Origin of the sequence: Saccharothrix sp. ST-888 (assembly GCF_000955975.1) — a bacterium.
Lineage (GTDB): Bacteria > Actinomycetota > Actinomycetes > Streptomycetales > Streptomycetaceae > Kitasatospora.
The window spans coordinates 107,232-132,327 of sequence record NZ_JYJF01000003.1; the positions used below are offsets into that span (position 1 = coordinate 107,232).

Below are 25,096 nucleotides of genomic sequence, written 5' to 3' on the forward strand. Positions count from 1 at the left end.
AGGAGGAGTCCGATGAGGATCGGCATCGTAGGAGCCACCGGCCAGGTCGGCAGCGTGATGCGCCGCGTACTGGCCGAGCGCAACTTCCCGGTGGAGCAGCTGAGGCTCTTCGCCTCGGCCCGTTCGGCCGGTCGGACCGTGGAGTGGCAGGGCACCACGATCACCATCGAGGACGCCGCCACGGCGGACTACAGCGGCCTGGACATCGTGCTCTTCTCGGCCGGCGGCGCCACCTCCAAGGCCCTGGCGCCCAAGGTCGCCGCGGCCGGCGCGGTCGTGATCGACAACTCCTCGGCCTGGCGCCGCGACCCCGAGGTCCCGCTGGTGGTCGCCGAGGTCAACCCGCACGCGATCGCGGACCGGCCCAAGGGCATCATCGCCAACCCGAACTGCACCACCATGGCCGCCATGCCGGTGCTGCGCCCGCTGCACCAGGAGGCCGGGCTGGTCGGCCTGGTGGTCTCCACCTACCAGGCGGTCTCCGGCAGCGGCCTGGCCGGTGTCGCGGAACTGCACGAGCAGGCGACCAAGGTGGTGGACGGCGCCCAGGCGCTGACCCACGACGGTTCGGCGGTCGAGTACCCCGAGCCGCAGGTCTACAAGCGCCCGATCGCCTTCAACGTGCTCCCGCTGGCCGGCTCGATCGTGGACGACGGCTCGTTCGAGACCGACGAGGAGCAGAAGCTCCGCCACGAGAGCCGAAAGATCCTGGAGATCCCCGGGCTGAAGGTCTCCGGCACCTGCGTCCGCGTCCCGGTCTTCACCGGTCACTCGCTCCAGGTCAACGCCCGTTTCACTGCCGGGATCACCCCGCAGCGCGCCTACGAGCTGCTCGCCGACGCGCCGGGGGTCGAGCTGTCGGAGATCCCGACCCCGCTCCAGGCGGCCGGTCAGGACCCGACCTTCGTCGGCCGGATCCGTGCGGACGAGACGGTCGAGCACGGCCTGTCGCTCTTCCTCTCCAGCGACAACTTGCGCAAGGGCGCGGCCCTCAACGCCGTCCAGGTGGCCGAGCTGGTCGCCGCCGAGCTCAAGGGCCGCTGACCCTCCGCCGCTGCCGACCCGGTGCCGGGCCTCCTAGGGAGGCCCGGCACCGCCGTCACGGTCCGGGCAGCGCTGTCACTGCCCGGGCACCGTCGTCACGGACCGGGCTTCGCCGCGACGGTGACGGCGAGCGGGGGCGAGATCGCGCTGCCCGTCCACTTGTCACCCGGCGAGTACCACTGGAACTCACCCGTGCCACTCGCCCGGACACGTGCGGTGACGGTGCCGGCGGGATCCGAGACGGCGGTGGCGACCGTCGTCCAGCGGCTGCTGCCGTGCGCGCGGAACTGGAGGTAGGCCGGCCCGCCCTCGTAGCCGTGGTACTTGTTGTCGCTCCAGAACGAACGGTTCAGCCAGCCCTTGACCGTCAGTTCCTGCCCCTGGTCGGCGTGCGGGGGAACCCCGTACCCGGAGATCCGGGCCGCCCGCTTGAGCGAGAAACCGCCGGCGGTCTGGCCGACGAAGCGGTCGCCGTCGTTGGCGTTCACCTTGAGGTCCACGAACCAGGTGCCGGCCTCGTCGTTGTAGACGTCCTTCTTGGCCGGGTCGACGGTCACCGTCCCCCGGCAGACCGAGACGGTGTGCGAGGCCGGGGTGCACTCCATCGGGCTCGCCTTCAGCACCCCGTACGAAGGACCCCAGACACCGATCGGACTCACCGAGCGGATGCCGGAGTCGTCCTCGGCCGTCACCTCCAACGGGAAGGTGACCGGATCGGTCGGGCCGACCAGGAGCGTCCGGCCCCCGTTGACGGTGATCCCGAGCACCCGGGTGTCACCCTGCGACGTGTCCGTGGTGACGGTGGGTACCAGCAGTACCGCGCCCGCCGCCAGGACGGTCGCCACGCACAGGACCGCGATTCTCTTCCGCATCAATCCCTCGGTATTGCCAGTGGCCGGGCTCGCTCCTGCCACACATGATCCGATCGGACGGTTCGCCGCCCGATCGGCGGGTAAAGAAGTGCGCAACGGTAGTGCGGTCCGGGGTCCGGCGCCCCCGCAGGGCGTACCGGCGCACCTCCGGTCACCGGTGGCCGACCCGGAGAAGAGGTGCGGATTTTGGACCGCTGCGTCGTCCTTGTGGACGCCGGATACCTGTTGGGAGCAGCCGCCAGCCTACTGGCCGGAGAACCCTCCCGGTCCCGGGTGACCGTGGACCACACCGCGCTGATCGCCGCCCTGCGGGCCCGCGCCGAGGCCGAGACCGGGCTGCCGCTGCTCCGGATCTACTGGTTCGACGCCGCTCCCGACCGCCGGCCGCTGCCCGAGCACCGGCGCCTTCGGGTGCTTCCCCGGGTCACCGTACGGCTGGGCGCGCTCACCCGGGCCGAGGGCCGCTGGGTGCAGAAGGGCGTGGACGCCGTGATGCACGCCGAGCTCGCCGAACTGGCCCGCAACCGCGCCTGCGCCGACGTGGTGCTGGTCACCGGTGACGGCGACCTGCTGCCCGGCATGATGTCCGCCAAGGAACACGGCGTGGTCGTCCACCTGTGGGCCCTGCAGGCCGCCGACGGTGACTTCAACCAGTCCGAGGACCTGGTCGGCGAGGCCGACGAGCGCCGGGTCCTGGACCGCGAGTGGATCGAGCCCTGGGTACGGCTGCGCGAGGCACCGCCCGCCCACCCGCTCGGCGAACCCCGTCCCGAGATCGCCCAGCTGCTCGCCGCCCCGCCCGCCGCGGGCCACCCCGCGCACCCGATCGGGCCGCCCCGCCCGGAACAGCCCGCCGCGTCGGCCGAGGAGATCCAGCAGGGCGCCGCCCTCAAGATGGTGCCGACCCCCAGGGACCTCGCCCACCGGGCGCCGCCCGCACCCTCCGCCGGGCCCGCCTCGATCGTGCTGCGCTGGTCCTCCGAGCGGGGCTGGGTGGACCGGCCGGGCTCCGAGAACCACACCGCCGGCGACAGCCTGCCGATGCTGGCCCAGCTCACCACCGCGGAACAGCGCTGGGCCGACCGCGAGGAGGACATCACCAGCATCGGCGGTGACGCCCACGAGGTCGGGCAGGTCTTCGCCCGGCGCTGGACCGACCGCCTCGGCTCCGCCTCCCGGCTCACCCCGCTCTGGGCCGACTACCCGCGCATCCCGCACCGGCTCGACGGCGAACTTCTCCGCTACGCCGCCCGGTTCGGCCTGCTCGCCCACAAGGACGACCAGATCGACGAGCACGACCGCTACGCGATCCGGGCCGGATTCTGGAAGGAGCTGGCCGCCCGGGTGCCCGGCGGTGAGCTGCTGACCGCCGACAGCCGGGCCGACGGGTGAACGCCGCAGGAGGTGCACATCCACGGGCCGAACGCCGGGGAAGCCGCACGTCCACCGGGTGAACCGGCCGGCTCCGGTGATGGCAACCCCCTTGTCCTGATCTGCTCTGCCAGCGCGTAGAGTCTTCGACCGTGAGCGACACCGACCGGCCGGCACCGCAGGCCAGGCCGCAAGGCGACCTCGGCGGGACCGGGCAACACACCGGGCAGTGCTGCACCGTCCGGGACCTTGCCAAGACGTACCGCAGCCCGAGCCGGGGCCTCGGCCGAGGCCGTGGCCGTGGTGCGGCCGGGAACGGTAGCGCGGCCGGAAACGGTGGTGCGCCCGGGAACGGCGGCGTCGGCGGCGGGACGGGCGAGATCCGGGCCAACGACGGCATCGACCTGGACATCCGGCGCGGTGAGGTCTTCGGCCTGCTCGGCCCGAACGGCGCCGGGAAGTCCACCCTGGTCCGTCAGCTCACCGGGCTGCTCCGCCCCGACCGGGGCAGTGTGCACATCCTCGGCCACGACATCGTCCGGCACCCCGAGCGGGCCGCCAGACTGCTCGCCTACCTCGGCCAGGAGTCCACCGCGCTGGACGAGCTGACCGTGGCCCTCGCCGCCGAGACCACCGGACGCCTGCGCGGGCTCACCCTGGCGCAGGCCCGCAGCGAGTCCGCCGACGTGCTGGCCGAACTCGGCCTCGAACCGCTCGCGCACCGCCCGCTCGCCAAGCTCTCCGGCGGCCAGCGCCGGCTCGCCTGCTTCGCCGCCGCGCTGGTGGGGGAGCGGCCGCTGCTCGTCCTGGACGAGCCCACCACCGGCATGGACCCGGTCGCCCGCCGCGCCGTCTGGTCGGCGGTGGACCGCCGCCGCGCCGAGCGCGGCACCACCGTGCTGCTGGTCACCCACAACGTCATCGAGGCGGAGACCGTCCTGGACCGGGTCGCCGTGGTCGACCACGGCCGGGTCATCGCCTGCGACACCCCCGGCGGACTGAAGGCCCTGGTCGACGGCGACGTCCGGCTCGACCTGGTCTGGCGGGCCGAGGCCCCGACCGAGGTCCCCGCCGTCGCCCGGCTCGCCGAGCAGGCCGAGTGCACCGGCCGCCGCTGGACCGTCCGCACCAGCCCCGAACAGGCCCGGGAACTGGTCGCCGCCGTCACCACGGGCCCCGCTTTCGCGGCACTCGACGACTTCACCCTGGCCACCCCCAGCCTGGAGGACGCCTACCTCAAGCTGGGCGGTCGCGGCGGGGGGCTGGCGAAGTGAGGCGGGAGCGGGCGGTCGGCCCGACTGGGGTGGCTGTTGGCCGGATGAGGATGGCTGTTGGCCGGGCGCGGTGTGTTCCCGGCCGGGTGGGGGTGGCCGAGTGACGATCTTCTCTTCTTCCGAGGTGGCCCGGTGACCCTGCTCGACCGTCCGGTGGTGGTGACCGAGACCGCCGCGCCGCTCGCGCCCGCCGCGCGGCTCCTGCCAGCGCTGGCGGCCGTCTACCGTGCCCAGCTGGCCCGCGCCAGGGTGGCCCGGATCCCCCTGCTGTTCGTGGCCACCTTCCAGTCGCTCGGCATCCTGATCATGATGCGCGGCGTGGTGGACCCCGGCGACAACTCGGCCGCACACGCCGTGGTCGCCGGGTCGAGCGTGCTGGTGGTCGCCTTCGTGGCCCTCAACCTGCTCGCCCAGTACTTCGGCAAGCTCCGGGCGACCGGTGGGCTCGACCACTACGCGACCCTGCCCGTCCCGCCCGCCGCCGTCGTGCTCGGCGCGGCTGCCGCGTACGCCTCGTTCACCGTGCCCGGCGCGCTGGTGACGGCTGCCGTGGGGGCGGTGATGTTCTCGCTGCCGCTGGCGAACCTGTGGGTGCTGCTGGCCGTGGTCCCGCTGGCGGGTGCCGCGCTGGCCGGCCTCGGCGCGGCCTGCGGGCTGCTCGCGCCGCGCCAGGAGATCGCCACCCTGCTGGGCCAGCTCGGCATGTCCGCCGCGCTGCTGCTGGGCGTCCTGCCGGTGGACCACCTGCCGCAGGTCGTCCGCTGGCTGCGCGACCTGCTGCCCTCGACGTACGGGGTCGAGGCGTTCGCCCGGACCTTCACCGCCGCTCCCGACTGGGCCGCCGTGGCCGGGGACCTGACGGTCTGTGCGGTGGTCGGTCTGGCCTCGCTGACCCTGGCGACCTGGGCCTACCGGTGGGCGACCAGCCGCTGAGTCGGGTGCCGTGAGCGCGGCCGGGTGGGTTCGCGGCAGGTTCCGGCCGGGTATCGGTGGTCTTCCGGGTCGGTGTTCGGGGCCGGTCCTCCGGGCCGGTCTCCCGTGGCGGGCGGATCCACCCGGATCCGGCGAGTCGTGAAACGATGGCCCCGTGACCGTACCGAACACACCTGCGGGTCCGGGCGCCGAGCAGATGCCCGCCGCGAACCCCTACGCAGTCGACCCCCAGTTCCGGACTCCGCCACGGGAACGGCAGCCGCTGCTGCCGGAGCTGCGGATCGGCGTGCTGCTGACGGTGGCCGGGGCGCTGCTGGGCGTCGTCGTCGGCCTGCTCTGGCTCTGGCTGGCGCCCCGGGTGATGCTCGTCGCGACCAGCGACGCCATCCGGTACGTCGACCCCGAGGGGGAGCAGCGGGCCGGTGCGGACAGTGTCTTCGCCCTGCTCGGCCTGGGCGCCGGGGCGGTCAGTGCGCTGGCGGCCTTCCTGTTCACCCGGGCGCGGGGCGGCGGCATCGCCGTGGCCGCCGGGCTGACGCTGGGAGGGCTGGCGGGGTCGTGGGCGGCCTGGCAGCTGGGCATGCGGCTCGGGCCGAGCACGGATGTGGTCGCGAACGCCCGGGCGGCGGGCAAGGGTGTGCAGTTCAGTGCCGCGATCGAGCTCGGGGCGCGGGGTGCGCTGCTGGTGTGGCCGATGGCTGCCCTGGTGCTGCTGCTGATCCTCTCGGCCGCTTTCGGCAAGCGGGAGGAGGACCCGCCGCCGTACTGGGCCGGGCCGGTGTGGGCCGGGCCTGGCCAGCCGGTCGGCGAGAGTGCTCCCCCCGAGGGCGGGCACATCGGCGCGGTGGCGGCATCGCCGGGGCCGGAGTCGGGAGCGGGGCCTGAGCCGGAGATGGGGGCGGGATCGGGGTCGGGATCGGGATCGGGGTCGGGATCGGCGGAGAAGCCCGAGAACGGGCAGGGGATCGTCCCGCCTGCCTGAGGGGTGGCCCGGTTGGGGTGCGGTCGATGGTGCGGCTCTGTGGTGGGTTGATCGCGCGGTTCCTCGCGCCCCTGGGTGGGTGGTGATTGTGCGGTGCTGCTTTGTGGGTGGCCGGTCGCGCAGTTCCTCGCGCCCCTGGGGGTGGGCTCGTTGTGCGGTTCCTCGCGCCCCTGGGGGAGTTCAGCTGGGGGGAGCTCAGCGGGCGATGGGGGCGGTGTGGGCTTTGGTGAGGGTGGCCAGGTCGGTGGGGGAGAGCTCGACCTCCAGGCCGCGGCGTCCGGCGGAGATGTAGACGGTCGGGTGGTCGAGGGCGCTGGTGTCCAGGACGGTGCGCAGGGGGCGGCGCTGGCCGAGCGGGGAGATACCGCCACGGACGTAGCCGCTGCTGCGCTCGGCGGCGGCGGGGTCGGCCATCGCCGCCCGCTTGCCGCCGACGGCCGCGGCCAGCGCCTTGAGGTCGAGTTGCCCGGAGACCGGGACGACGCCGACCGTCAGGGTGCCGTCCACCTCGGCGACCAGTGTCTTGAAGACCCGGGCGCTGTCCACGCCCAGGGCTTCGGCGGCCTCGCCGCCGTAGGAGGCGGCAGCCGGGTCGTGCTGGTACGCGTGCACGGTGAACGTGACCCCGGCCGCCTCCAGGGCGACCGTCGCGGGTGTGCCCTGCCCGCCCTTCGTCCGCTTCGCCACAGTGGGTCCTCCAGTTTCGGTCAGTTCGGGCTGAACGCCTGCCGGGTCAGGTCTGCGGCGGGCAGCGACGGCAGCCAGGCGAGCAGTGCGGTCTCCCTGCGCAGCAGTTCGAGTTCGGTGGTGAGCCGCTGTGCGGTGTCGGGGCAGGCGAGCAGTTCCTGCTTGACCGGGGCGGGCAGTACGGAGGCCGCCGCGACCAGGTAGGAGAGCACCTGCGGGTCGGAGGGCAGCTCCTGCTCGCCCGCCAGACTGGCCTCGCGCGCGCCCGCCAGCCGCTTCCGGTAGGCGAAGAAGGCCCGCTCGACGCCGGCCGCGAGGGCTCCGGCGCCCTCGCCCGCCTGCTCCTCGATCGGTTCGGTCTCGCCGACCAGGTAGGGACCGGTCGTGTCGACGTCGTGCAGCCGGAAGCGGGTGGTGCCGGTGACGAGCAGTTCGTACTGGCCGTCGGGGAGTTCCTTCACGGAGGCGATCGAGGCGACGCAGCCGACGTCGTACAGGGCCTCCTTCGGGTTGCCGGTCACCGTGCCGAGGCCGTCCAGCGGGCCGGCCGGGCCGTCCGGTTCGCGGACCGGCGCGACCTCCCGGCCGTCCCTGATCGCCACCACCCCGAACCGGCGGGGCGGGTCCTCGGGCTGGGCCATGAGGTCGCCGACCAGCCGCCGGTAGCGGTCCTCGAAGACGCGCAGGGGCAGCACGAGCCCCGGGTAGAGGACCGTGTTGAGCGGGAAGAGCGGGAGCCGTTCAGTCACGGCGGACAGACTAGACGGCCGACGGCCCGGCGCGCTCCGGCCTTTCCGGTCCGGGGCGCGGCCGGGCCGTGGTGCGGCAGGCCGTGGTGCCCCGGAACGGCGGGTCAGCCGCGCTGGAGCATCCTGGTCGCGCTGGTCACCACCGTGGTCGCCAGCAGCCAGCCGGAGACCACCAGGGCGGCCACCACCCACTGCCCGGCCCGGTCCGGGTTCCAGCCGTCCTGGCTCAGGTCGACCACCGGGAGGACCTTGCTGAGTGCGAACAGGGCGGGGTTCCAGGTGGGCCGCTCGTCGGCCTTCAGCGGGGCCGGGTGGTGGGTGAGGAAGTACAGGGTGCCGATCGCCCAGGTGGCGAGCAGCCAGAGCGCCGCCCGGCCGGGACGGTAGCCGTAGCCGACGGTGGCGTCCTGCAGCAGGCCCCAGAGGCGTCCGGGCAGTGGCAGGGTGGAGCGGCGGCGGCGCTGCTTGGCGTACTGGACCTCGCGGGCGTCCTCGTCCCGGCCGTCCCGGCGCAGGGCTGCGGCCAGCTGCTCGTACGGCTCGGGCTGGTGCTCGCCGAGCGAGTTCTCCAGCCAGTCGATCCGCTGCCGGACGGTGAAGGGCTCGGCGGGGCGCAGCGACTCGTAGGTGAAGCCGGTGAGGCCGACCGCGCCGTTCTCGGGCCAGGCGCCGGGGGTGTCGACCAGGTTGCCGATCCGGGCGCGGCTGAGGGTGAGCCGGCCGGTGGGCGGGGTGCGGCAGGTGAGGCGCAGCTCGGGGGTCTGGATCCGGTTGAGCGAGAACTCCTCGTCGGGGCCGAGGTGGAACTCGGCGTCGGTGATCAGACAGGCGTTGTCGAAACGGCCGTCGGAGATCCGTACCCGCCCGTGCGAGCGGAACGGGGTGCTCGGGGCGTCCGAGGGAGTGGTCTCGCCGTAGCCGGAGCCGTAGACGCTGGCGGAGTTCACCCAGCCGCTGTCGACGGATCCGCTCAGGTAGAGGGTGTGGCCGACGGTGATCCGGGGTGCGTTGAGGGCGAAGCCGCCGGGGGCGCTGTGCAGCTGGGCGCCGCGCAGCGAGAGGCGGCCGCCGATCTGGGCGGAGCGCAGGCTGAGCTCGCCGGTGGTCTCCAACCGGTCGGCTTCGAGGTCCCGGCTGACCTCCAGGCCGTCGGCGGCGATGGCGCGGCCGTAGCTGTCGTGGCCGAGCCGGGTCTGGTTGAGCAGCAGGTCGGTGCCTATCCGCGCGTCGGTCAGCCGGATGCCGTACGTGATCCGGCAGCGGGCGAGGTGCAGGTCCCCGGTGGTGCTCAGCCGGGACGCCTCCAGGCGGCGGAGCCGGCAGCCGACCAGGCGGATGGTGCCGGCCCGGGCCTCGGAGATCAGGACCTTCTTGTCGAAGCGGCACCGGTGCAGTTCGAGGTAGTGCGAGATCTCGGCGCCGGCCAGCGTGAGCGGTCCGCTGATCCTGGCGCCGACCAGCTGGAGCGCGGCGACACGCCCGGGACGCGCGACGGGTCCGTCCAGCAGCAGCCGGGCGATCACCTCGGCCCGGATGGTCCGCTCCGGCCCCCAGAAATGGCCCGAAAAGGGGTCGTCCACATCGGTGTGTTCCTCCTCCGGTCCGTCCGGTCCGACCGTGGTGCGGAACGCGTTGTCGTTTCGGTCGGGGAATCTCCGCAGGTCGTGGCTTTCCCCGCGGCGGAAGGCCTCCCAGAGGCCCTGTTCCGCCGGTGTCCAGTCGCTCGGTGGCTGCTCCGACATGTGTCCCCCGTGATCTTCGGCCGTCTCGGCTTTCGTATCACGGACTGAAATGCGCGGCCTCCACTTCTGGCCACTCCTTACACTTGCTTCTGTGATCTCCCGAATTGACCTGCGCGGCTCCGCTTACCAGGACCTGCGCGACGTGCTGCCCCGTGCCGAGTTCGACGTGGAGGCCGCCCTGGAGAGGGTGCGGCCGATCTGCGAGGACGTACGCCATCGTGGTGTCGCGGCGCTGATCGAGATCACCGAGCGCTTCGACGGCGTCCGGCTGACGACCACCAGGGTCCCGCAGGCGCAGATCGACGAGGCGCTGGCGACCCTGGACCCGAAGGTGCGGGCCGCGCTGGAGGAGTCCATCCGCCGCGCCCGCCTGGTCCACCGCGAGCAGCGCCGTACCGACCACACCACCCAGGTGGTGCCCGGCGGCACGGTGTCCGAGCGCTGGGTGCCGGTCGACCGGGTCGGCCTGTACGTGCCGGGCGGCCTGGCCGTCTACCCGTCCTCCGTGGTGATGAACGTGGTTCCGGCGCAGGAGGCCGGGGTGCCGGGCATCGCGGTGACCTCGCCGCCGCAGAAGGAGTTCGGCGGGTCCGTCCACCCCACGATCCTGGCGGCCTGCGCGCTGCTCGGCGTCACCGAGGTGTACGCGGCCGGTGGTGCCCAGGCCATCGCGATGTTCGCGTACGGCACCGAGGAGTGCCGTCCGGTGAACCTGGTGACCGGCCCCGGCAACATCTACGTCGCCGCCGCCAAGCGCCTGCTCAAGGGCCGGATCGGCATCGACGCCGAGGCGGGCCCGACCGAGATCGCCGTCCTCGCCGACGACAGCGCCTCGGCGCGTGACGTCGCCGCCGACCTGATCAGCCAGGCCGAGCACGACCCGATGGCCGCCTCGGTGCTGGTCACCGCCTCGGTCGAGCTGGCCGAGGCGGTCGAGGTGGAGCTCAAAGAGCAGGTCGCCAGGACCAGGCACCGCGAGCGGGTCACCACGGCGCTGGGCGGCCGGCAGTCGGGCATCGTGCTGGTGGACGACGTCGAGCAGGGCCTGGACGTGGTCAACGCCTACGGCGCCGAGCACCTGGAGATCCAGACCCGGGACGCCCGCGCGGTCGCCGCCCGGGTGCGCAACGCGGGTGCGATCTTCATCGGCCCGTTCGCGCCGGTCTCGCTCGGCGACTACGCGGCCGGCTCCAACCACGTGCTCCCGACCGGGGGGTGCGCCTGCCACTCCTCCGGTCTGTCGGTGCAGTCCTTCCTGCGCGGCATCCACGTCGTGGACTACTCGCGCGAGGCGCTCGCCGACGTGGCCGCGCACGTGGTCAACCTGGCCGACGCGGAGGACCTGCCCGGGCACGGCGACGCCATCCGTGCCCGGTTCGACTGGACGGTGCCGGGCTCGGCCGCCGCGGAGGGGAACCTTTAATGCGCATCGACGATCTCCCGATCCGTGACGAGCTGCGCGGCCAGTCCCCTTATGGTGCACCGCAGTTGGACGTCTCGGTCCAGCTGAACACCAACGAGAACCCGTACTCGCTGCCCGAGCCGCTCGTGGCCCGGATCGCCGAGCGGGTCGCCGAGGCCGCCCGCCACCTCAACCGCTACCCCGACCGGGACGCGGTCGAGCTGCGCACCGAGCTGGCCGCCTACCTGACCAGGACCACCGGCTTCGAGCGCAGCCGCGAGCAGGTCTGGGCCGCCAACGGGTCCAACGAGATCCTCCAGCAGCTACTGCAGACCTTCGGCGGCACCGGCCGCAGCGCACTCGGCTTCGAGCCCTCGTACTCGATGCACGCGCTCATCTCCCGTGGCACCGGGACGAGTTGGATCTCCGGCCCGCGCAACGACGACTTCACCGTCGACCTCGATGCGGCGCTGGCGGCGATCGCCGAGCACCGGCCGAACGTGCTCTTCATCTGCTCGCCGAACAACCCGACCGGCACCGCCGTCGCGGCCGACACCGTCCTCGCCCTGTACGAGGCCGCCCAGGCCGCCCGGCCCAGCCTGGTGATCGTGGACGAGGCGTACGTCGAGTTCTCGCACCGGGCCTCGCTGCTGCCGCTGCTGGAGGGCCGCCCCAACCTGGTGGTCTCCCGCACCATGTCCAAGGCGTTCGGCGCGGCCGGGCTGCGGCTGGGCTACCTGGCCGCCGACGCGGCCGTGGTGGACGCGGTGCAGCTGGTCCGGCTGCCGTACCACCTGTCGGCCGTCACCCAGGCCACCGCGCTGGCCTGCCTGGAGTTCACCGACACCCTGCTCGGCTACGTCCAGCAGCTGAAGGCCGAGCGGGACCGCGTGGTCGACGCGCTGCGCGAGCTCGGGTTCGAGGTCACCGACTCCGACGCCAACTTCATCCAGTTCGGCCGCTTCGCCGACAGCCACGCGGCCTGGCAGGCGATCCTCGACCGGGGCGTCCTGGTCCGCGACAACGGCGTCCCCGGGTGGCTGCGCGTCACCGCCGGCACCCCCGCCGAGAACGACGCCTTCCTGGATGCGGTCCGCACGGTTCGCATGTCGCCCACCCCCACCCTTGCAGGAGCGCGCCCCGCGCGCGCAGCCAGTCAGGAGCTGTAACCCCGTATGTCCCGTATCGGACGCGTTGAACGCACCACCAAGGAGACCTCGGTCCTGGTCGAGATCGACCTCGACGGTACCGGAAGGACCGACATCTCCACGGGCGTCGGGTTCTACGACCACATGCTCGACCAGCTGGGCCGCCACGGTCTGTTCGACCTGACCGTCAAGACCGACGGCGACCTGCACATCGACACCCACCACACGATCGAGGACACCGCCCTCGCGCTGGGTGCCGCCTTCAGGCAGGCGCTCGGCGACAAGGTCGGCATCTACCGCTTCGGCAACTGCACCGTCCCGCTGGACGAGTCGCTCGCCCAGGTCACCGTGGACCTCTCGGGCCGCCCGTACCTGGTGCACACCGAGCCCGCGGGCATGGCCCCGATGATCGGCTCGTACGACACCACGATGACCCGGCACATATTGGAGTCGTTCGTGGCGCAGGCGCAGATCGCGCTGCACGTCCACGTCCCGTACGGGCGCAACGCGCACCACATCGTGGAGTGCCAGTTCAAGGCCCTCGCCCGGGCGCTGCGGTACGCCTGTGAGCGTGACGTGCGTGCGGCGGGCATTCTTCCCTCGACCAAGGGTGCGCTGTGAGCAAGTCCGCCACGCTGCTGATCATCGCCGGGCTGTTCCTGTCCGGCGGCGTGTACTCGTTCTGGAAGCAGAAGCACTCCAAGAGCGTGATCGCGGTCCTCGCGATCGGCGCCGTGCTGTGCCTCGCCTCCGGCGTCATGCGCCTCTAGAGACCCGGAAGACAGACATGTCCAAGAATGTAGTGGTGCTGGACTACGGCTCCGGCAACCTCCGCTCCGCCCAGCGCGCGGTCGAGCGCACCGGGGCCACGGTGACCGTGACGTCCGACTTCCAGCAGGCGCTGGACGCGGACGGCCTGCTCGTGCCCGGCGTCGGGGCCTACGAGGCGTGCATGCGCGGGCTGAAGGCGGTGCGCGGCGAGCAGATCATCGGACGCCGGCTGGCCGGTGGCCGCCCGGTGCTCGGCATCTGCGTCGGGATGCAGATCCTCTTCGAGCGCGGCGTCGAGCACGGCGTGGAGACGGCGGGCTGCGACGAGTGGCCCGGCACGGTCGAGCCGCTGGACGCGCCGATCGTCCCGCACATGGGCTGGAACACCGTGGACGCCCCCGAGGGCAGCCGCCTGTTCGCCGGGCTGGACCGGGACACCCGGTTCTACTTCGTGCACTCCTACGGCGTCCGCCGCTGGGAGCTGGAGTCCAACAACGAGCGGCTGAACGCCCCGCTGGTCACCTGGGCCACCCACGGGCAGCCCTTCGTCGCCGCGGTCGAGAACGGCCCGCTCTGGGCCACCCAGTTCCATCCCGAGAAGTCCGGCGACGCCGGCGCCGCGCTGCTGACCAACTGGGTCAACACCCTCTAACGTCCTTCGAAGCCAGGAAAGTTGTACACGATGAGCCGCCTGGAACTGCTCCCCGCCGTCGACGTCCGCAACGGTCAGGCGGTCCGCCTGGTCAAGGGCGCCTCCGGCACCGAGACCTCCTTCGGAGAGCCGCTCGCGGCCGCTCTGGCCTGGCAGAACGCCGGCGCCGAGTGGCTGCACCTGGTCGACCTGGACGCCGCCTTCGGCACCGGCAGCAACCGTGAGCTGCTGCGCGAGGTCACCGGCGCGCTCGACATCAAGGTCGAGCTCTCCGGCGGCATCCGCGACGACGAGTCGCTGGCCGCCGCCCTCGCCACCGGCTGCACCCGGGTCAACCTCGGCACCGCCGCCCTGGAGAGCCCCGAGTGGGTCGCCAAGGTCATCGCCGAGCACGGCGACAAGATCGCCGTCGGCCTGGACGTGGTCGGCACCACCCTGCGCGGCCGCGGCTGGACCCGCGACGGCGGCGACCTGTACGAGGTGCTGGCCCGGCTCGACTCCGAGGGCTGCGCCCGCTACGTGGTCACCGACGTCAACCGCGACGGCACCCTGACCGGGCCCAACCTGGAGCTGCTGCGCAACGTCTGCGCCGCCACCGACAAGCCGGTGGTCGCCTCCGGCGGGGTCTCCTCGCTGGACGACCTGCGCGCCATCGCCACCCTGGTACCCGAAGGTGTCGAGGGCTCGATTGTGGGCAAGGCCCTCTACGAGCAGAAGTTCACCCTCGAAGAGGCCCTGGAGGCTGTGTCCCGATGACTGAAACCCCGGCTGTGCAGAGCTCGTTGAGGGTCTCCGGCGCCTCCCCGTGGGAGGAGGAGTTCGGGTACTCCCGCGCTGTGCAGGCCGGGGACTTCGTGCTGGTGGCAGGCAGCACCGCGTTCGACAACGGGGTCGTCCTGAACGAGGGCGACCCCTACCAGCAGACCCTCGCCGCGTTCGGCGTGGCGTTCAAAGCCCTTGCCCGGTACGGCCTCGGCGCAGCGGACGTGATCCGCACCCGGATGTACATCACCCACGTCCGGGACTCCGAGGAGGTCGGCCGGGCGCACAAGAAGCTCTTCGACGCGATCCGCCCGGTGGCGACCATGGTCGTGGTGGAGGGCCTGATCGACTCCCGGATGATGGTCGAGGTCGAACTAGACGCCTACCGTCCCGGGCTCGCAACCTCCCTGGAAGGCAAGCCGTGACCCTCGCAGTACGTGTCATCCCCTGTCTGGACGTCGACGCCGGACGGGTGGTCAAGGGCGTCAACTTCCAGAACCTGCGCGATGCCGGTGACCCGGTCGAGATGGCCAAGCTCTACGACGCCGAGGGCGCCGACGAGTTGACCTTCCTCGACATCACCGCCTCCTCCGGCGACCGGGAGACCACCTACGACGTGGTCCGCCGTACCGCCGAGCAGGTCTTCATCCCGCTGACGGTCGGCGGTGGCATCCGCACCGTCGAGGACGTCGACCGGCTGCTGCGCGCGGGGGCCGACAAGGTCGGCGTCAACACCGCGGCGATCGCCCGTCCCGAGCTGATCCGGGAGATCGCCCGGCGCTTCGGCCGGCAGGTGCTGGTGCTGTCGGTGGACGCCCGCCGCTGCCCGGAGGGCACCGAGACCGCCTCCGGGTACGAGGTCACCACGCACGGCGGCCGCCAGGGCACCGGCCTGGACGCGGTCGAATGGGCCGGCCGGGCGGCCGAGTTGGGCGCCGGAGAGATCCTGCTCAACTCGATGGACGCCGACGGGACCAAGGACGGCTACGACCTGGAGATGATCCAGGCCGTCCGCAAGGCGGTCGGTATCCCGGTGATCGCCTCGGGCGGGGCGGGGAAGCTGGGGGACTTCGCCCCGGCGGTGGCGGCGGGCGCCGACGCGGTGCTGGCCGCCAGCGTCTTCCACTTCGGCGACCTGCGGATCGGCGAGGTCAAGAACGCCCTCCGGGAGGCCGGGCACCCGGTCCGCTAGGCAGCTTTCGGCCGGCGCCCTCCGCAGCGGGGCGCCGGCTCAGCCGCGTGGGACAGGGAGCGCGGCGGCCAGGCTGGCGACCGCAGCCGGGGTGCCGTCCACCTGGAGCGAGGTGCGGGCGCCGCGGCCGAATGCGAAGAGGACCAACTCGCCGGGTTCGCCGGTGAGTTCGACCAGGTCGGTGCCGCGGGGGCCGAACTCGACGCTGCCCGCGCCGGGCCAGCGCAGGGCCAGCCGGACCGGGGTCTTCCGCCCGGCTTCCAGCCGGGTCAGCATCGGCAGCCGCTGCCACAGGGACTGCGCCAACTCCGGTGCCACGTCCTGTGGTTGCCACTCGACGGCGCGTCGGACGTCCTCGGCGTGCACGAAGTACTCGACCGTGTTGGCAGCTTCGTCCACGCCCGGCAGTGCGAACGGCGACAGCCGCGGCGGGCCCGAGCGGAACAGCTGCACCAACTCCTCGTACGGGCGCTCCGCGTATCCCGCCTGCACCCGGGAAGTCCACCCGGCCAGTGCCTGCACCCGGATTCCGGGCGCCGCGTCCGCGCGCCGCTCGCGCAGGACCAGATGGGCGGCCAGGTCGCGGGTGGTCCACCCCTCGCACAGCGTCGGGGCGTCGGGACCGGCCGCGCTCAGCAGCTCGGCAAGCCGCTGACGCTCCGTACGGGCAGAGTTCGACATGGCTCCCACCCTACGCCGAGGCCGGCGGCTCACCCGTCGGCGGGAACGCCCGAGCGGAAGTGTCCGGTCGTCTTCGCGCCGCCCTGGTGCTCGCTCACCGTCATGGTGCACGTCGCGTCCCGCATGCCCTGCTGATAGAACTTCAGATAGGGCCCGATCGGGAAGCCGTAGTACGGCCCGCCGCCGCCCTGCTGCTGCTCCCAGTCGGTCAGCGGCGCCTGGCACAGCTCGCGCAGGGTGCGGCCGATCAGCAGGTCGCTGGCCAGGCCCTCCGGCAGGACGACGTTGGCGATCGCCTCGCCGTCGTGCGCCTCGGTGCACGGGCGGGCCTCCGCCTTGGTGATCCCCGTGCTCAGCTGCGGATGGTCCAGGCACGTCCCCGGCAGGAAGTACGGGTACGGCAGCACCTTCGACGGACTCGGGCTCGCCGAGGGGCTGTGCGAGGTGGGGGCCGCAGGCGGCGGCAGGGCGACCTTCTGCCGCTCCGGCCACAGGAACAGCCCGCCCAGCGCCGCCACCACGACCACGGCCAGCAGCGCCATCCACCACCGCCGTCCTCCGCGCGCCCGGCCGCCCTGCGGCGACGCGCTCCCCATCGGCCCCTGCTCCACCTCAACCCCCTCGGCTCGCAGCCATTCTGGCCGTGCGGACGGCGAGTTGGCAGGGGATTGACAACAACGGTCCGCAGTCGGGGCCCCGCACGCCCCCGGGTATACGCTGGCGGCGGCACGGCCCGGATCACGAGGTGTTTGATGCGAGTCGGAATCATCGGGCACGAGGGGCTCTCGGATCTCTCGGAGATGCTCGTCCGCGGTGAGATGTGGCGGTTGGTGACCGAGTACGGCGCCTACGAGCTGGTCGGGGTGACCTGTCTGGCCGAGGGCCCCGAGACCTGGTTCGCGCAGTCGGTCCTCGGCCACGGCGGGAAGGTCGAGGTGATCGTCTCGGCCAGTGCGGGCCGGGCCGGTGCCTTCGACGCTCCCGGCAGCAGCCGTGCCGGACAGCGGCTGCTGAACGAGGCCACCGCCGTCCACCGGCTGGCCCCCGTCGAGGCCGGCGGACTCGGGGACGACACCTGCCGGGCACTGGTCGGCATGGTCGACGAACTGCTCGCGGTCTGGGACGGGCAGCCGGGCAGCCAACCCGCGAGGGTGGTCGAGGCGGCCCGGCGCGCGGGCCTGTTCGTCCAGGTGATCTGGCCGGACGGCTGCCAGAGCCCGGCGTAGCGCGGTCGTCCCGGAGCGCGGGGGACCGGACGGGCCGGCTCCCGCGCAGGTCCCCGCGTCCCGGCGAAGCCACCGCCGGCCCACCCAGGCCACCTGCGAGAATGGCCGTATGTCCACCACACCCGCCGCCCCCGGCAGCACCGCCCTGGCCGCCGAGATCGCCGCCCGCCTCAAGCGCTCGTCCGACGGCCTGATCCCCGCCATCGCCCAGCAGTACGACACCGGCGAGGTGCTGATGCTCGGCTGGATGGACGACGAGGCGCTGCACCGCACCCTCACCACCGGCCGCTGCACCTACTGGAGCCGCAGCCGGCAGGAGTACTGGGTCAAGGGCGACACCTCCGGGCACGTCCAGCACGTCAAGTCCGTTGCGCTGGACTGCGACGCCGACACCCTGCTGGTCCGGGTCGACCAGGTCGGCGCGGCCTGCCACACCGGGACCCGCACCTGCTTCGACACCGACGTCCTGCCGCTCGCTCGCTAACCTCTTCCTCCGTCAGCCCCTGCTCACGAACGGTGAAGTACCCCATGGACCTTGAGGCCTTCCGCAAGCTCGCCGTAGACACCCGGGTCATCCCGGTCACCCGCCGGCTCCTCGCGGACGGGCTCACGCCCATCGGCCTGTACCGCAGCCTGGCCGCCGAGCGTCCCGGCACCTTCCTGCTGGAGTCGGCCGAGCAGGGCCGGAGTTGGTCCAGGTACTCCTTCGTGGGCGTGCGCAGCGCCGCCGCGCTCACCGCGGACCGGGACGGCAACGCCCACTGGCACGGCACCCCGCCGGTCGGCATCCCCACCGACGGCGACCCGCTGGAGGTGCTCCGGGCCGCACTCGCCGCACTGCACACCCCGCGCGGCGCCGACGACGGCCTGCCGCCGCTCACCGGCGGCCTGGTCGGCTACCTCGGCTACGACATCGTCCGCCGCCTGGAGAAGCTGCCCGACCGCACCCCGGACGACCTCGGGCTGCCCGAGCTCACCATGCTGCTCGCCACCGACCTCGCCGTGCTCGACCACTGGGACGGCTCGGTGGTGCTGATCGCCAACGCGGTCAACCACAACGACCTGGCCAGCGGCGTGGACGAGGCGTACGCGGACGCGGTGGCCCGGCTGGACGCGATGGAGGCCGACCTGCTGGAGCCGGTCGCCTCCGGGCTCGCCACCTTCACCCCGACCGCCGTCGACGCCCACTCGCCGTTCGGCGGCGAGCCGTACGGGCGGGCCGTGGAGGAGATCAAGGAGCGGATCCGGGCCGGCGAGGCGTTCCAGGTGGTGGTCTCCCAGCGGTTCCAGGCCCCCTGCCCGGCCAGCGCGCTGGACGTGTACCGGGTGCTGCGCACCACCAACCCCAGCCCGTACATGTACCTCTTCCGCTTCCCCGGCCCGGACGGCACCGAGCAGGGCGGCTTCGACGTGGTCGGCTCCAGCCCCGAGGCGCTGGTCAAGGTGACCGACGGCGAGGCGATGGTGCACCCCATCGCGGGCACCAGGCACCGGGGCGCCACCCCGCACGAGGACGCCGAGCTGGCCGCCGAGCTGCTCGCGGACCCCAAGGAGCGGGCCGAGCACCTGATGCTGGTCGACCTCGGCCGCAACGACCTGGGACGGGTCTGCACGCCCGGCACCGTCGAGGTGGTCGACTTCATGGCGATCGAGCGGTACAGCCACGTCATGCACATCGTGTCCACCGTCACCGGCGAGGTGGCCGAGGGGCGGACGGCCTTCGACGTGCTCTCCGCCTGTTTCCCGGCCGGGACGCTCTCGGGCGCGCCCAAGCCCCGGGCCATGCAGATCATCGAGGAGCTGGAACCCACCCGCCGCGGCCTGTACGGCGGCTGCGTCGGCTACCTCGACTTCGCGGGCGACGCCGACACCGCGATCGCGATCCGGACCGCGGTGCTGCGCGACGGCACCGCGTACGTCCAGGCGGGCGCGGGTGTGGTCGCGGACTCGACGCCGGAGGGCGAGGACACCGAGTGCCGCAACAAGGCCGCCGCCGTCCTGCGGGCCGTCGCCACCGCCAACACGCTGCGTACGCCGCGGTAGCCGGCTCGCGGGCGAGTCCCGGGCGGGTGCGCGGCCGGTCGGTGCACCCCGGCCGACCGGCTCCGGTGTGCGGTCAGGGATAGTGGACGGGTGAGTGCTACTACATCGCCCGAGCCTGTCGTGTCCGCCGCCGCCGAGCGCAGGGGCGGGCGGCGCAGCCTGGGGCTGATGCTGCTGCTGACCGCCGTGGGGGCGGTCCTGGTGCTGACCGCCGTGGGGCGGACCTGGGCCGAGGGCCACCTTCCGGCCAAGATGGAGGTCTCGGTCACCGGTAGCGCGATCTCCGGTCTGCCGGGCGGGCTGACCCTGGCGGTGATGGCCGCGGCCGTGGCGGTGTTCGCCGTCCGGGGCCTCGGGCGGATCGTGGTCGGCGTGCTGGCGGCGCTCGCCGGAGCCGGGGTGGCCCTCGCCGCCGCCCTCGGCGCCTCGGACACCTCGGCCCTGGACGCGGAGGCGGCCCGCAAGCTGGCGCTGGTGAGCGCGCAGGCCGAGCTGCCCAGCCACACCGCCTGGCCCTGGGTGGCCGTGGCCGGTGGCGTGCTGCTGGCGCTGGCCGGGCTGCTGACCGTACGGTCCGGCCGGGACTGGCCCGCGATGGGCGCCCGCTACGAGGCGCCGGCCGGCCGGTCGCAGGCCGGGCGGAAGCAGGCGAAGCCCGCCGGGACGCCGGCCGAGCTGTGGCAGGCGCTGGACCGTGGCGAGGATCCCACCGATTGATTGCCGCCCCCGCTTGGGTTCGTCTGTGAGGGCCCGGCACAATGGATGACGTCAACCCACCGGGCGCCCCTCGGACACCCGGCCGGGCCCCGGAGACTCAAGGAGCACCATCAATGTCGGCATCAGCGCGCGCAGCGCACGGCCACACTCCCGCCGCCTGGACCGGCGTGACCATCGCCTTCATCGGTTTCATGATCAGCGGCGTGGCCATGATCCTCCCGAACGTGCTGCTCGTCTGGGCCGGGTTCGTGGTCGTCGTGGTCGGCGGCGTGGTCGGCAAGGCCATGCAGATGGCGGGCATGGGCAAGCAGCCGAGCCGGCACCAGGCCCAGGTTGCCACCGAGAAGCCGGCTGCGGTCTCCGTCTCCTGACGGCTCGAGATCATCGAACGGCGGGCGCACCACGCCCGCCGTTTCCGTGTTCCGCCACGCCCGCAGCCCCCTCGGTACGGGGCCGCGACGGCGTTCGCACGGCAGAATCACGGGGGTGAAAGCGATTCCCGCCCAGCCCGAGCCGTCCGCGCCCGCGCCGCAGCCGTCCGTCCTGCGGCGGCTGAGCCGGCCGCTGGCCGCGCTGGCGGCTGTCGCCATCCCGACCGCGTACGTGGGGGCGGTGGACCCGAACGCGGCCGGCCACTACCCGACCTGCCCGGTGCTCCGGGCGACCGGCTGGTGGTGCCCGGGGTGCGGGGGGCTGCGCTGTGTGCACGCGCTGACCCGGGGGGACCTGACCACGGCGGGCCACGACAACCTGCTGGTGCTGCTGCTCGCGGGGGTGCTGGGTCTGCTCTGGCTGCGCTGGCTCTGGGCCGCGCTGACCGGCGGGCGGGCGCCGAGGATCAGCATCGGCTCCGGTGGAGCGGTCGGGCTGACCGTGCTCCTGGTGGTCTTCACGGTGATCCGCAACCTGCCGATCGGCGCGGGGCTGGCCCCACCGGTGGTCTGACCGGTTCGGGGGGCCCACAGCCCGCGCAGCGTGCCGGGATCAGGCCGCTGAGCAGGGCGAACGGCGCGTGTGCCGGTCCGCTCCGCGAGACGCACGCCGGACTGATGCAGTTCGCGCCCCCTGCGCCCGATACCATCGAAGAGCCGATGGAGTCGGATGCGCACAGGATCCTCACCGTTCCGTGCTAATCCCACCCGCGGCCTTGACTGGATCGGCCAGGCCGGAGGGCCGTTCGTCCTCCGGCGCTAGCCGGCCGAATTCCTAGCAGAGAATGATGGGGGCGCTCTCGTGAGTGTGCTCGACGAGATCATCGACGGGGTCCGGCAGGACCTCGCCGAGCGACAGGCCAGGGTCTCCCTGGACGAGCTCAAGGAGCTGGCCGCCAAGGCGCCCGACGCCAAGGACGGCGTGGCCGCACTGCGCGGCGACGGCGTGCGGGTGATCTGCGAGGTCAAGCGCTCCAGCCCGTCCAAGGGCGCGCTGGCGGCGATCGCCGACCCGGCCGCCCTGGCGCTCGACTACGCGGCGGGCGGTGCGGCGGCGATCAGCGTGCTGACCGAGCAGCGCCGCTTCGGCGGCTCCCTCGCCGACCTGGACGCCGTCCGGGCCGCGGTGGACACCCCGATCCTCCGGAAGGACTTCATCGTCACCGCCTACCAGCTCTGGGAGGCCCGCGCCCACGGCGCCGACCTCGCGCTGCTGATCGTGGCGGCCCTGGACCAGCCGGCCCTGGTCTCGCTCATCGAGCGGGCCGAGTCGATCGGGCTGACCCCGCTGGTCGAGGTGCACGACGAGGAGGAGATCGCCCGCGCGGTGGACGCCGGAGCGAAGATCATCGGCGTCAACGCCCGCAACCTCAAGACCCTCGAGGTGGACCGCAACACCTTCGGCAACGTGGTGGACGCCATCCCGGACCACGTCGTCAAGGTGGCCGAGTCCGGTGTCCGCGGCCCGCACGACCTGATCGCCTACGCCAACCTCGGCGCGGACGCGGTCCTGGTCGGCGAGTCGCTGGTGACCGGCAAGGACCCGAAGACGGCCGTCGCCGACCTGGTCGCGGCCGGTGCCCACCCGGCGCTGCGCAACAACGGACGGGGCTGACCCGCAGCCATGTCACTCGCCACCCGACTCGCCCCGGGCTGCCGCCCGCGCGGCTGCCGGGCGCCCGCACGCCGGGTGCTGGGGCGGCGGGTGCGGTACGTGATCGGCTGCGAGCCCGGGCAGGTGCAGGGCCGTCGATGGCGCAGGACGTCCGGCTGAACAGGCCGCTCACGACGTCATCGCAAGCCATCTCTTCACAAGGACGTACCGCATGTCCGAGAACGACTACCTGCCAGGCGCCCAAGTCCCCGACGCGCGAGGCTACTTCGGTGCCTACGGCGGCCGCTTCATCCCGGAGGCGCTGGTCGCCGCCGTCGAGCAGGTCGCCGAGGAGTACGAGAAGGCGAAGGCCGATCCCGCCTTCGCCGCCGAGCTGGACGCCCTGCTCAAGGACTACACCGGCCGCCCCAGCCCGCTCACCGATGTCCACCGGTTCTCCGCCGAGGCGGGCGGCGCGCGGGTCCTGCTCAAGCGCGAGGACCTGAACCACACCGGCTCGCACAAGATCAACAACGTGCTGGGCCAGGCGCTGCTCACCCGGCGGATGGGCAAGACCCGGATCATCGCCGAGACCGGCGCCGGCCAGCACGGTGTGGCCACCGCCACCGCCTGTGCGCTCTTCGGCTTCGACTGCACCATCTACATGGGCGAGGTCGACACCGAGCGCCAGGCACTGAACGTGGCCCGGATGCGGATGCTGGGCGCCGAGGTCGTCGCGGTGAAGTCCGGCAGCCGCACCCTGAAGGACGCCATCAACGAGGCGTTCCGCGACTGGGTCGCCAACGTGGACTCCACCCACTACCTGTTCGGCACGGTGGCCGGCCCGCACCCGTTCCCGATGATGGTCCGCGACTTCCACCGGGTGATCGGCGTCGAGGCCAGGCAGCAGGTCCTGGACCGCACCGGCAGGCTGCCGGACGCGGTCGTCGCCTGCGTCGGCGGCGGCTCCAACGCGATGGGCATCTTCCACGAGTTCATCCCGGACGCCGGGGTGCGCCTGGTCGGCTGCGAGGCGGCCGGCGAGGGAGCCGAGACCCCCAGGCACGCCGCCACCCTCACCAAGGGCGACCCGGGCGTGCTGCACGGCTCGCGCACCTACGTCCTGCAGGACGAGGACGGCCAGACCATCGAGAGCCACTCCATCTCGGCCGGTCTGGACTACCCCGGTGTCGGCCCCGAGCACGCCTGGCTGAAGGACACCGGCCGCGCCGAGTACCGTCCGATCACCGACGACCAGGCCATGCAGGCGCTGCGCCTGCTGTCCAGGACCGAGGGCATCATCCCGGCCATCGAGAGCGCCCACGCGCTGGCGGGCGCGCTGGAGCTGGGCCGCGAGCTCGGCCCGGAGGCCACCATCCTGGTCTCGCTCTCCGGGCGCGGCGACAAGGACATGCACACCGCCGCCGAGTACTTCGGTCTCTACGACAGCGAGGGCAAGTGACCATGGCTTCGAAGCTCAGTGCGGCCCTGGCCGCGGCCAAGGCCGAGAACCGCGCCGCGCTGATCGGCTACCTCCCGGCCGGGTTCCCGACGATCCGGGGCGGGATCGAGGCCGTCAACGCCCTCGTCGAGGGCGGCTGCGACATCGTCGAGATCGGCCTGCCGCACTCCGACCCGGTGCTGGACGGTCCGACCATCCAGACCGCCGACGACATCGCGCTGCGCGGTGGCGTCCGGATCAAGGACGTGCTGCACACCGTCGCCGAGGTGGCCGCCGCCCACCCCGGGGCCGCGGTGCTGGTGATGACGTACTGGAACCCGGTCGACCGCTACGGTGTGGCGCGCTTCGCCGCCGACCTGGCCGCCGCCGGGGGCGCGGGCTGCATCCTGCCCGACCTCCCGGTCGAGGAGTCCGAGGAGTGGCGCAAGGCGGCGGGCGAGCACGGTCTGGACACCGTCTTCGTGGTCGCCCCCAGCAGCAAGGACGCCCGGCTGGCCGAGGTCACGGCGGCGGGCTCCGGCTTCGTCTACGCGGCCGCCGTGATGGGCGTGACCGGCACCCGGACCCAGGTCGGCAACCTGGCCGAGGACCTGGTCGCCCGCACCCGGGCCACCACCGACCTGCCGGTCTGCGTCGGCCTCGGCGTCTCCACCCCGGCCCAGGCCGCGGAGGTGGCCGCCTTCGCGGACGGTGTGATCGTCGGCTCCGCCTTCGTCCAGCGGATCCTGGACGCCGACGGCGACCAGGCCGCGGCGCTGGCAGCGGTCCGCACCCTCGCGGGTGAGCTGGCGGAGGGCGTCCGCCGCCGCTGACGGCTCTGCTCCCGACGGCCCGTCACCTCTTCGGAGGTGGCGGGCCGTCGTGCGTACGCATGCCGATGAACCCGTACGGGTGAAGACTCGGCCGCTCACGCATCGGTGGCGATTGACCGGCGTTGAGTGGAGGGACCACTCTGCGGTGTCGTCCGCTCTGCGTGGTTCGTGCACCGTTCACGTGTGACTGCTGTGAGGGAGCAAGCCTGTGCCGTGCCTCCAACGCGCCGTACTCCTGCGGGCCGCCGTCGCCGCGCTGACGCTCTGCGCGGCCCTCGGTGTGGAGGCCGCCGTCGGGCACGCACTGGCCGCGCGGGGCGCGGAGCGGGCCGAGCGGGACGCGTACGTGTGCAGCGAGGCGGCCCGGTCGGCGACCGCGCTGCACACCGGCGCCGCGCACGCCGCCGGGCGCCCGGCGGCGACCAGGGCCGGGCGCTGCGAGCGGTAGGAGTCGGCGGGCCCGGCGCGCCCGAGCTCCGGTACCGGCCCGAGGGGCCTCGAACAGATCGGACATCAGCTCACCAGACGTCACTCAATCGGCGTAACGTG

Annotated in this window: 30 protein-coding genes; 24 read left to right on the forward strand and 6 right to left on the reverse strand. The window is 73.0% G+C overall.

Features of this window, described 5'->3' with window-relative positions; genetic code table 11:
• Window positions 1–12 precede the first annotated feature (12 nt).
• Window positions 13–1,044: an aspartate-semialdehyde dehydrogenase gene (locus tag UK12_RS02895; RefSeq protein ID WP_045299084.1), complete on the forward strand. Its 1,032-nt coding sequence runs from the start codon at window positions 13–15 to the stop codon at window positions 1,042–1,044.
• A gap of 95 nt (window positions 1,045–1,139) precedes the next feature.
• On the opposite strand, the gene UK12_RS02900 is transcribed toward UK12_RS02895, so the two are convergent.
• Window positions 1,140–1,916 (reverse strand): hypothetical protein, encoded by a 777-nt coding sequence (locus UK12_RS02900; protein ID WP_052681427.1) that lies wholly within the window; start codon window positions 1,914–1,916, stop codon window positions 1,140–1,142.
• Window positions 1,917–2,093: 177 nt separating this feature from the next.
• Between UK12_RS02900 and UK12_RS02905 the strand changes: the two genes are divergently transcribed.
• The 4 genes from UK12_RS02905 to UK12_RS02920 all read left to right on the forward strand — a co-directional run bounded on the left by UK12_RS02905 (window position 2,094) and on the right by UK12_RS02920 (window position 6,476).
• Window positions 2,094–3,308, forward strand: coding sequence for an NYN domain-containing protein (locus UK12_RS02905; RefSeq protein WP_197084503.1), 1,215 nt, complete (start codon window positions 2,094–2,096; stop codon window positions 3,306–3,308).
• A gap of 131 nt (window positions 3,309–3,439) precedes the next feature.
• The gene (locus tag UK12_RS02910; protein ID WP_231591013.1) at window positions 3,440–4,561 is read left to right on the forward strand and encodes an ABC transporter ATP-binding protein; all 1,122 of its coding nucleotides are present in this window, start codon (window positions 3,440–3,442) and stop codon (window positions 4,559–4,561) included.
• Window positions 4,562–4,693: 132 nt separating this feature from the next.
• Window positions 4,694–5,494 carry an ABC transporter permease gene (locus tag UK12_RS02915; RefSeq protein ID WP_045299088.1) on the forward strand — a complete coding sequence of 267 codons (801 nt, stop codon included), beginning with the start codon at window positions 4,694–4,696 and terminating at the stop codon, window positions 5,492–5,494.
• 154 nt (window positions 5,495–5,648) lie between these two features.
• Window positions 5,649–6,476 (forward strand): hypothetical protein, encoded by an 828-nt coding sequence (locus UK12_RS02920; RefSeq protein ID WP_197084504.1) that lies wholly within the window; start codon window positions 5,649–5,651, stop codon window positions 6,474–6,476.
• A gap of 195 nt (window positions 6,477–6,671) precedes the next feature.
• On the opposite strand, the gene ybaK is transcribed toward UK12_RS02920, so the two are convergent.
• The 3 genes from ybaK to UK12_RS02935 form a co-directional block, all read right to left on the reverse strand.
• On the reverse strand, window positions 6,672–7,163 hold the full coding sequence (ybaK, locus tag UK12_RS02925; RefSeq protein ID WP_045299090.1) for a Cys-tRNA(Pro) deacylase: 492 nt from the start codon (window positions 7,161–7,163) through the stop codon (window positions 6,672–6,674).
• Between the two features lie 20 nt (window positions 7,164–7,183).
• Window positions 7,184–7,912, reverse strand: coding sequence for an LON peptidase substrate-binding domain-containing protein (locus UK12_RS02930; RefSeq protein WP_045299092.1), 729 nt, complete (start codon window positions 7,910–7,912; stop codon window positions 7,184–7,186).
• A 104-nt stretch (window positions 7,913–8,016) separates the two neighbouring features.
• Complete coding sequence (locus UK12_RS02935; RefSeq protein ID WP_045299094.1) at window positions 8,017–9,654, reverse strand: hypothetical protein; 1,638 nt, start codon at window positions 9,652–9,654, stop codon at window positions 8,017–8,019.
• A 91-nt stretch (window positions 9,655–9,745) separates the two neighbouring features.
• Here UK12_RS02935 and hisD point away from each other — a divergent pair, with 91 nt between their 5' ends.
• The 8 genes from hisD to hisF are packed head-to-tail and all read left to right on the forward strand — an operon-like array spanning window position 9,746 to window position 15,581.
• Complete coding sequence (gene hisD / locus UK12_RS02940; RefSeq protein ID WP_045299096.1) at window positions 9,746–11,077, forward strand: histidinol dehydrogenase; 1,332 nt, start codon at window positions 9,746–9,748, stop codon at window positions 11,075–11,077.
• Window positions 11,077–12,225, forward strand: coding sequence for a histidinol-phosphate transaminase (locus UK12_RS02945; protein WP_045299098.1), 1,149 nt, complete (start codon window positions 11,077–11,079; stop codon window positions 12,223–12,225). The genes hisD and UK12_RS02945 overlap by 1 nt, the downstream gene beginning before the upstream one ends.
• A gap of 6 nt (window positions 12,226–12,231) precedes the next feature.
• Window positions 12,232–12,825, forward strand: a complete 594-nt coding sequence (gene hisB, locus UK12_RS02950) for an imidazoleglycerol-phosphate dehydratase HisB (RefSeq protein WP_045299100.1) — start codon at window positions 12,232–12,234, stop codon at window positions 12,823–12,825.
• Window positions 12,822–12,974 (forward strand): hypothetical protein, encoded by a 153-nt coding sequence (locus tag UK12_RS40840; RefSeq protein ID WP_045299101.1) that lies wholly within the window; start codon window positions 12,822–12,824, stop codon window positions 12,972–12,974. The genes hisB and UK12_RS40840 overlap by 4 nt, the downstream gene beginning before the upstream one ends.
• 17 nt (window positions 12,975–12,991) lie before the next feature.
• Entirely contained in the window at window positions 12,992–13,627 is a 636-nt protein-coding gene (gene hisH, locus UK12_RS02960; protein WP_045299103.1) for an imidazole glycerol phosphate synthase subunit HisH, read from the forward strand.
• Window positions 13,628–13,657: 30 nt separating this feature from the next.
• Entirely contained in the window at window positions 13,658–14,383 is a 726-nt protein-coding gene (gene priA, locus UK12_RS02965) for a bifunctional 1-(5-phosphoribosyl)-5-((5-phosphoribosylamino)methylideneamino)imidazole-4-carboxamide isomerase/phosphoribosylanthranilate isomerase PriA (protein ID WP_045299105.1), read from the forward strand.
• A complete protein-coding gene (locus UK12_RS02970; protein WP_045299107.1) occupies window positions 14,380–14,814 on the forward strand; it encodes a RidA family protein in 435 nt (144 codons plus the stop codon). The genes priA and UK12_RS02970 overlap by 4 nt, the downstream gene beginning before the upstream one ends.
• Entirely contained in the window at window positions 14,811–15,581 is a 771-nt protein-coding gene (gene hisF / locus UK12_RS02975) for an imidazole glycerol phosphate synthase subunit HisF (protein WP_045299109.1), read from the forward strand. The genes UK12_RS02970 and hisF overlap by 4 nt, the downstream gene beginning before the upstream one ends.
• A 39-nt stretch (window positions 15,582–15,620) precedes the next feature.
• On the opposite strand, the gene UK12_RS02980 is transcribed toward hisF, so the two are convergent.
• Together UK12_RS02980 and UK12_RS02985 are read right to left on the reverse strand one after the other, a co-directional pair.
• On the reverse strand, window positions 15,621–16,262 hold the full coding sequence (locus tag UK12_RS02980) for a TIGR03085 family metal-binding protein (protein ID WP_045299111.1): 642 nt from the start codon (window positions 16,260–16,262) through the stop codon (window positions 15,621–15,623).
• Window positions 16,263–16,291: 29 nt separating this feature from the next.
• Window positions 16,292–16,858 (reverse strand): hypothetical protein, encoded by a 567-nt coding sequence (locus tag UK12_RS02985; protein ID WP_156178502.1) that lies wholly within the window; start codon window positions 16,856–16,858, stop codon window positions 16,292–16,294.
• 156 nt (window positions 16,859–17,014) lie between these two features.
• Between UK12_RS02985 and UK12_RS02990 the strand changes: the two genes are divergently transcribed.
• The 11 genes from UK12_RS02990 to UK12_RS03035 all read left to right on the forward strand — a co-directional run bounded on the left by UK12_RS02990 (window position 17,015) and on the right by UK12_RS03035 (window position 24,995).
• The gene (locus UK12_RS02990) at window positions 17,015–17,488 is read left to right on the forward strand and encodes a hypothetical protein (RefSeq protein WP_045299115.1); all 474 of its coding nucleotides are present in this window, start codon (window positions 17,015–17,017) and stop codon (window positions 17,486–17,488) included.
• 109 nt (window positions 17,489–17,597) lie between these two features.
• Window positions 17,598–17,972 (forward strand): phosphoribosyl-AMP cyclohydrolase, encoded by a 375-nt coding sequence (hisI, locus tag UK12_RS02995; protein WP_045299117.1) that lies wholly within the window; start codon window positions 17,598–17,600, stop codon window positions 17,970–17,972.
• 44 nt (window positions 17,973–18,016) lie between these two features.
• Window positions 18,017–19,531 (forward strand): anthranilate synthase component I, encoded by a 1,515-nt coding sequence (locus tag UK12_RS03000; protein WP_045299118.1) that lies wholly within the window; start codon window positions 18,017–18,019, stop codon window positions 19,529–19,531.
• A gap of 90 nt (window positions 19,532–19,621) precedes the next feature.
• A complete protein-coding gene (locus UK12_RS03005) occupies window positions 19,622–20,248 on the forward strand; it encodes a TIGR02234 family membrane protein (protein ID WP_045299120.1) in 627 nt (208 codons plus the stop codon).
• Window positions 20,249–20,361: 113 nt separating this feature from the next.
• Window positions 20,362–20,619, forward strand: a complete 258-nt coding sequence (locus UK12_RS03010) for an HGxxPAAW family protein (protein ID WP_045299121.1) — start codon at window positions 20,362–20,364, stop codon at window positions 20,617–20,619.
• 115 nt (window positions 20,620–20,734) lie between these two features.
• On the forward strand, window positions 20,735–21,193 hold the full coding sequence (locus tag UK12_RS03015) for a DUF2752 domain-containing protein (RefSeq protein ID WP_197084505.1): 459 nt from the start codon (window positions 20,735–20,737) through the stop codon (window positions 21,191–21,193).
• 288 nt (window positions 21,194–21,481) lie between these two features.
• Window positions 21,482–22,294, forward strand: coding sequence for an indole-3-glycerol phosphate synthase TrpC (gene trpC / locus UK12_RS03020; protein WP_045299123.1), 813 nt, complete (start codon window positions 21,482–21,484; stop codon window positions 22,292–22,294).
• A gap of 9 nt (window positions 22,295–22,303) precedes the next feature.
• Window positions 22,304–22,453 carry a tryptophan biosynthesis modulator TrpM gene (gene trpM, locus UK12_RS44910; RefSeq protein WP_375936527.1) on the forward strand — a complete coding sequence of 50 codons (150 nt, stop codon included), beginning with the start codon at window positions 22,304–22,306 and terminating at the stop codon, window positions 22,451–22,453.
• Between the two features lie 52 nt (window positions 22,454–22,505).
• Window positions 22,506–23,735, forward strand: coding sequence for a tryptophan synthase subunit beta (trpB, locus tag UK12_RS03025; protein WP_045299124.1), 1,230 nt, complete (start codon window positions 22,506–22,508; stop codon window positions 23,733–23,735).
• A gap of 2 nt (window positions 23,736–23,737) precedes the next feature.
• A complete protein-coding gene (gene trpA, locus UK12_RS03030; protein ID WP_045299126.1) occupies window positions 23,738–24,547 on the forward strand; it encodes a tryptophan synthase subunit alpha in 810 nt (269 codons plus the stop codon).
• Between the two features lie 208 nt (window positions 24,548–24,755).
• Window positions 24,756–24,995, forward strand: a complete 240-nt coding sequence (locus UK12_RS03035) for a hypothetical protein (protein ID WP_045299128.1) — start codon at window positions 24,756–24,758, stop codon at window positions 24,993–24,995.
• Window positions 24,996–25,096: the final 101 nt, after the last annotated feature.

Excerpts from the sequence above, each read along its gene's own strand:
- UK12_RS02895 (WP_045299084.1), top strand. The coding sequence starts at position 13 with ATGAGGATCGGCATCGTAGGAGCCACCGGCCAGGTCGGCAGCGTGATG.
- UK12_RS02900 (WP_052681427.1), bottom strand. The coding sequence starts at position 1,916 with ATGCGGAAGAGAATCGCGGTCCTGTGCGTGGCGACCGTCCTGGCGGCG.
- UK12_RS02935 (WP_045299094.1), bottom strand. The coding sequence starts at position 9,654 with ATGTCGGAGCAGCCACCGAGCGACTGGACACCGGCGGAACAGGGCCTC.
- UK12_RS02945 (WP_045299098.1), top strand. The coding sequence starts at position 11,077 with ATGCGCATCGACGATCTCCCGATCCGTGACGAGCTGCGCGGCCAGTCC.
- hisB (WP_045299100.1), top strand. The coding sequence starts at position 12,232 with ATGTCCCGTATCGGACGCGTTGAACGCACCACCAAGGAGACCTCGGTC.
- hisH (WP_045299103.1), top strand. The coding sequence starts at position 12,992 with ATGTCCAAGAATGTAGTGGTGCTGGACTACGGCTCCGGCAACCTCCGC.
- priA (WP_045299105.1), top strand. The coding sequence starts at position 13,658 with ATGAGCCGCCTGGAACTGCTCCCCGCCGTCGACGTCCGCAACGGTCAG.
- UK12_RS02970 (WP_045299107.1), top strand. The coding sequence starts at position 14,380 with ATGACTGAAACCCCGGCTGTGCAGAGCTCGTTGAGGGTCTCCGGCGCC.
- UK12_RS02980 (WP_045299111.1), bottom strand. The coding sequence starts at position 16,262 with ATGTCGAACTCTGCCCGTACGGAGCGTCAGCGGCTTGCCGAGCTGCTG.
- UK12_RS02985 (WP_156178502.1), bottom strand. The coding sequence starts at position 16,858 with ATGGGGAGCGCGTCGCCGCAGGGCGGCCGGGCGCGCGGAGGACGGCGG.
- UK12_RS02990 (WP_045299115.1), top strand. The coding sequence starts at position 17,015 with ATGCGAGTCGGAATCATCGGGCACGAGGGGCTCTCGGATCTCTCGGAG.
- hisI (WP_045299117.1), top strand. The coding sequence starts at position 17,598 with ATGTCCACCACACCCGCCGCCCCCGGCAGCACCGCCCTGGCCGCCGAG.
- UK12_RS03000 (WP_045299118.1), top strand. The coding sequence starts at position 18,017 with ATGGACCTTGAGGCCTTCCGCAAGCTCGCCGTAGACACCCGGGTCATC.
- UK12_RS03010 (WP_045299121.1), top strand. The coding sequence starts at position 20,362 with ATGTCGGCATCAGCGCGCGCAGCGCACGGCCACACTCCCGCCGCCTGG.
- trpM (WP_375936527.1), top strand. The coding sequence starts at position 22,304 with ATGTCACTCGCCACCCGACTCGCCCCGGGCTGCCGCCCGCGCGGCTGC.
- trpB (WP_045299124.1), top strand. The coding sequence starts at position 22,506 with ATGTCCGAGAACGACTACCTGCCAGGCGCCCAAGTCCCCGACGCGCGA.
- trpA (WP_045299126.1), top strand. The coding sequence starts at position 23,738 with ATGGCTTCGAAGCTCAGTGCGGCCCTGGCCGCGGCCAAGGCCGAGAAC.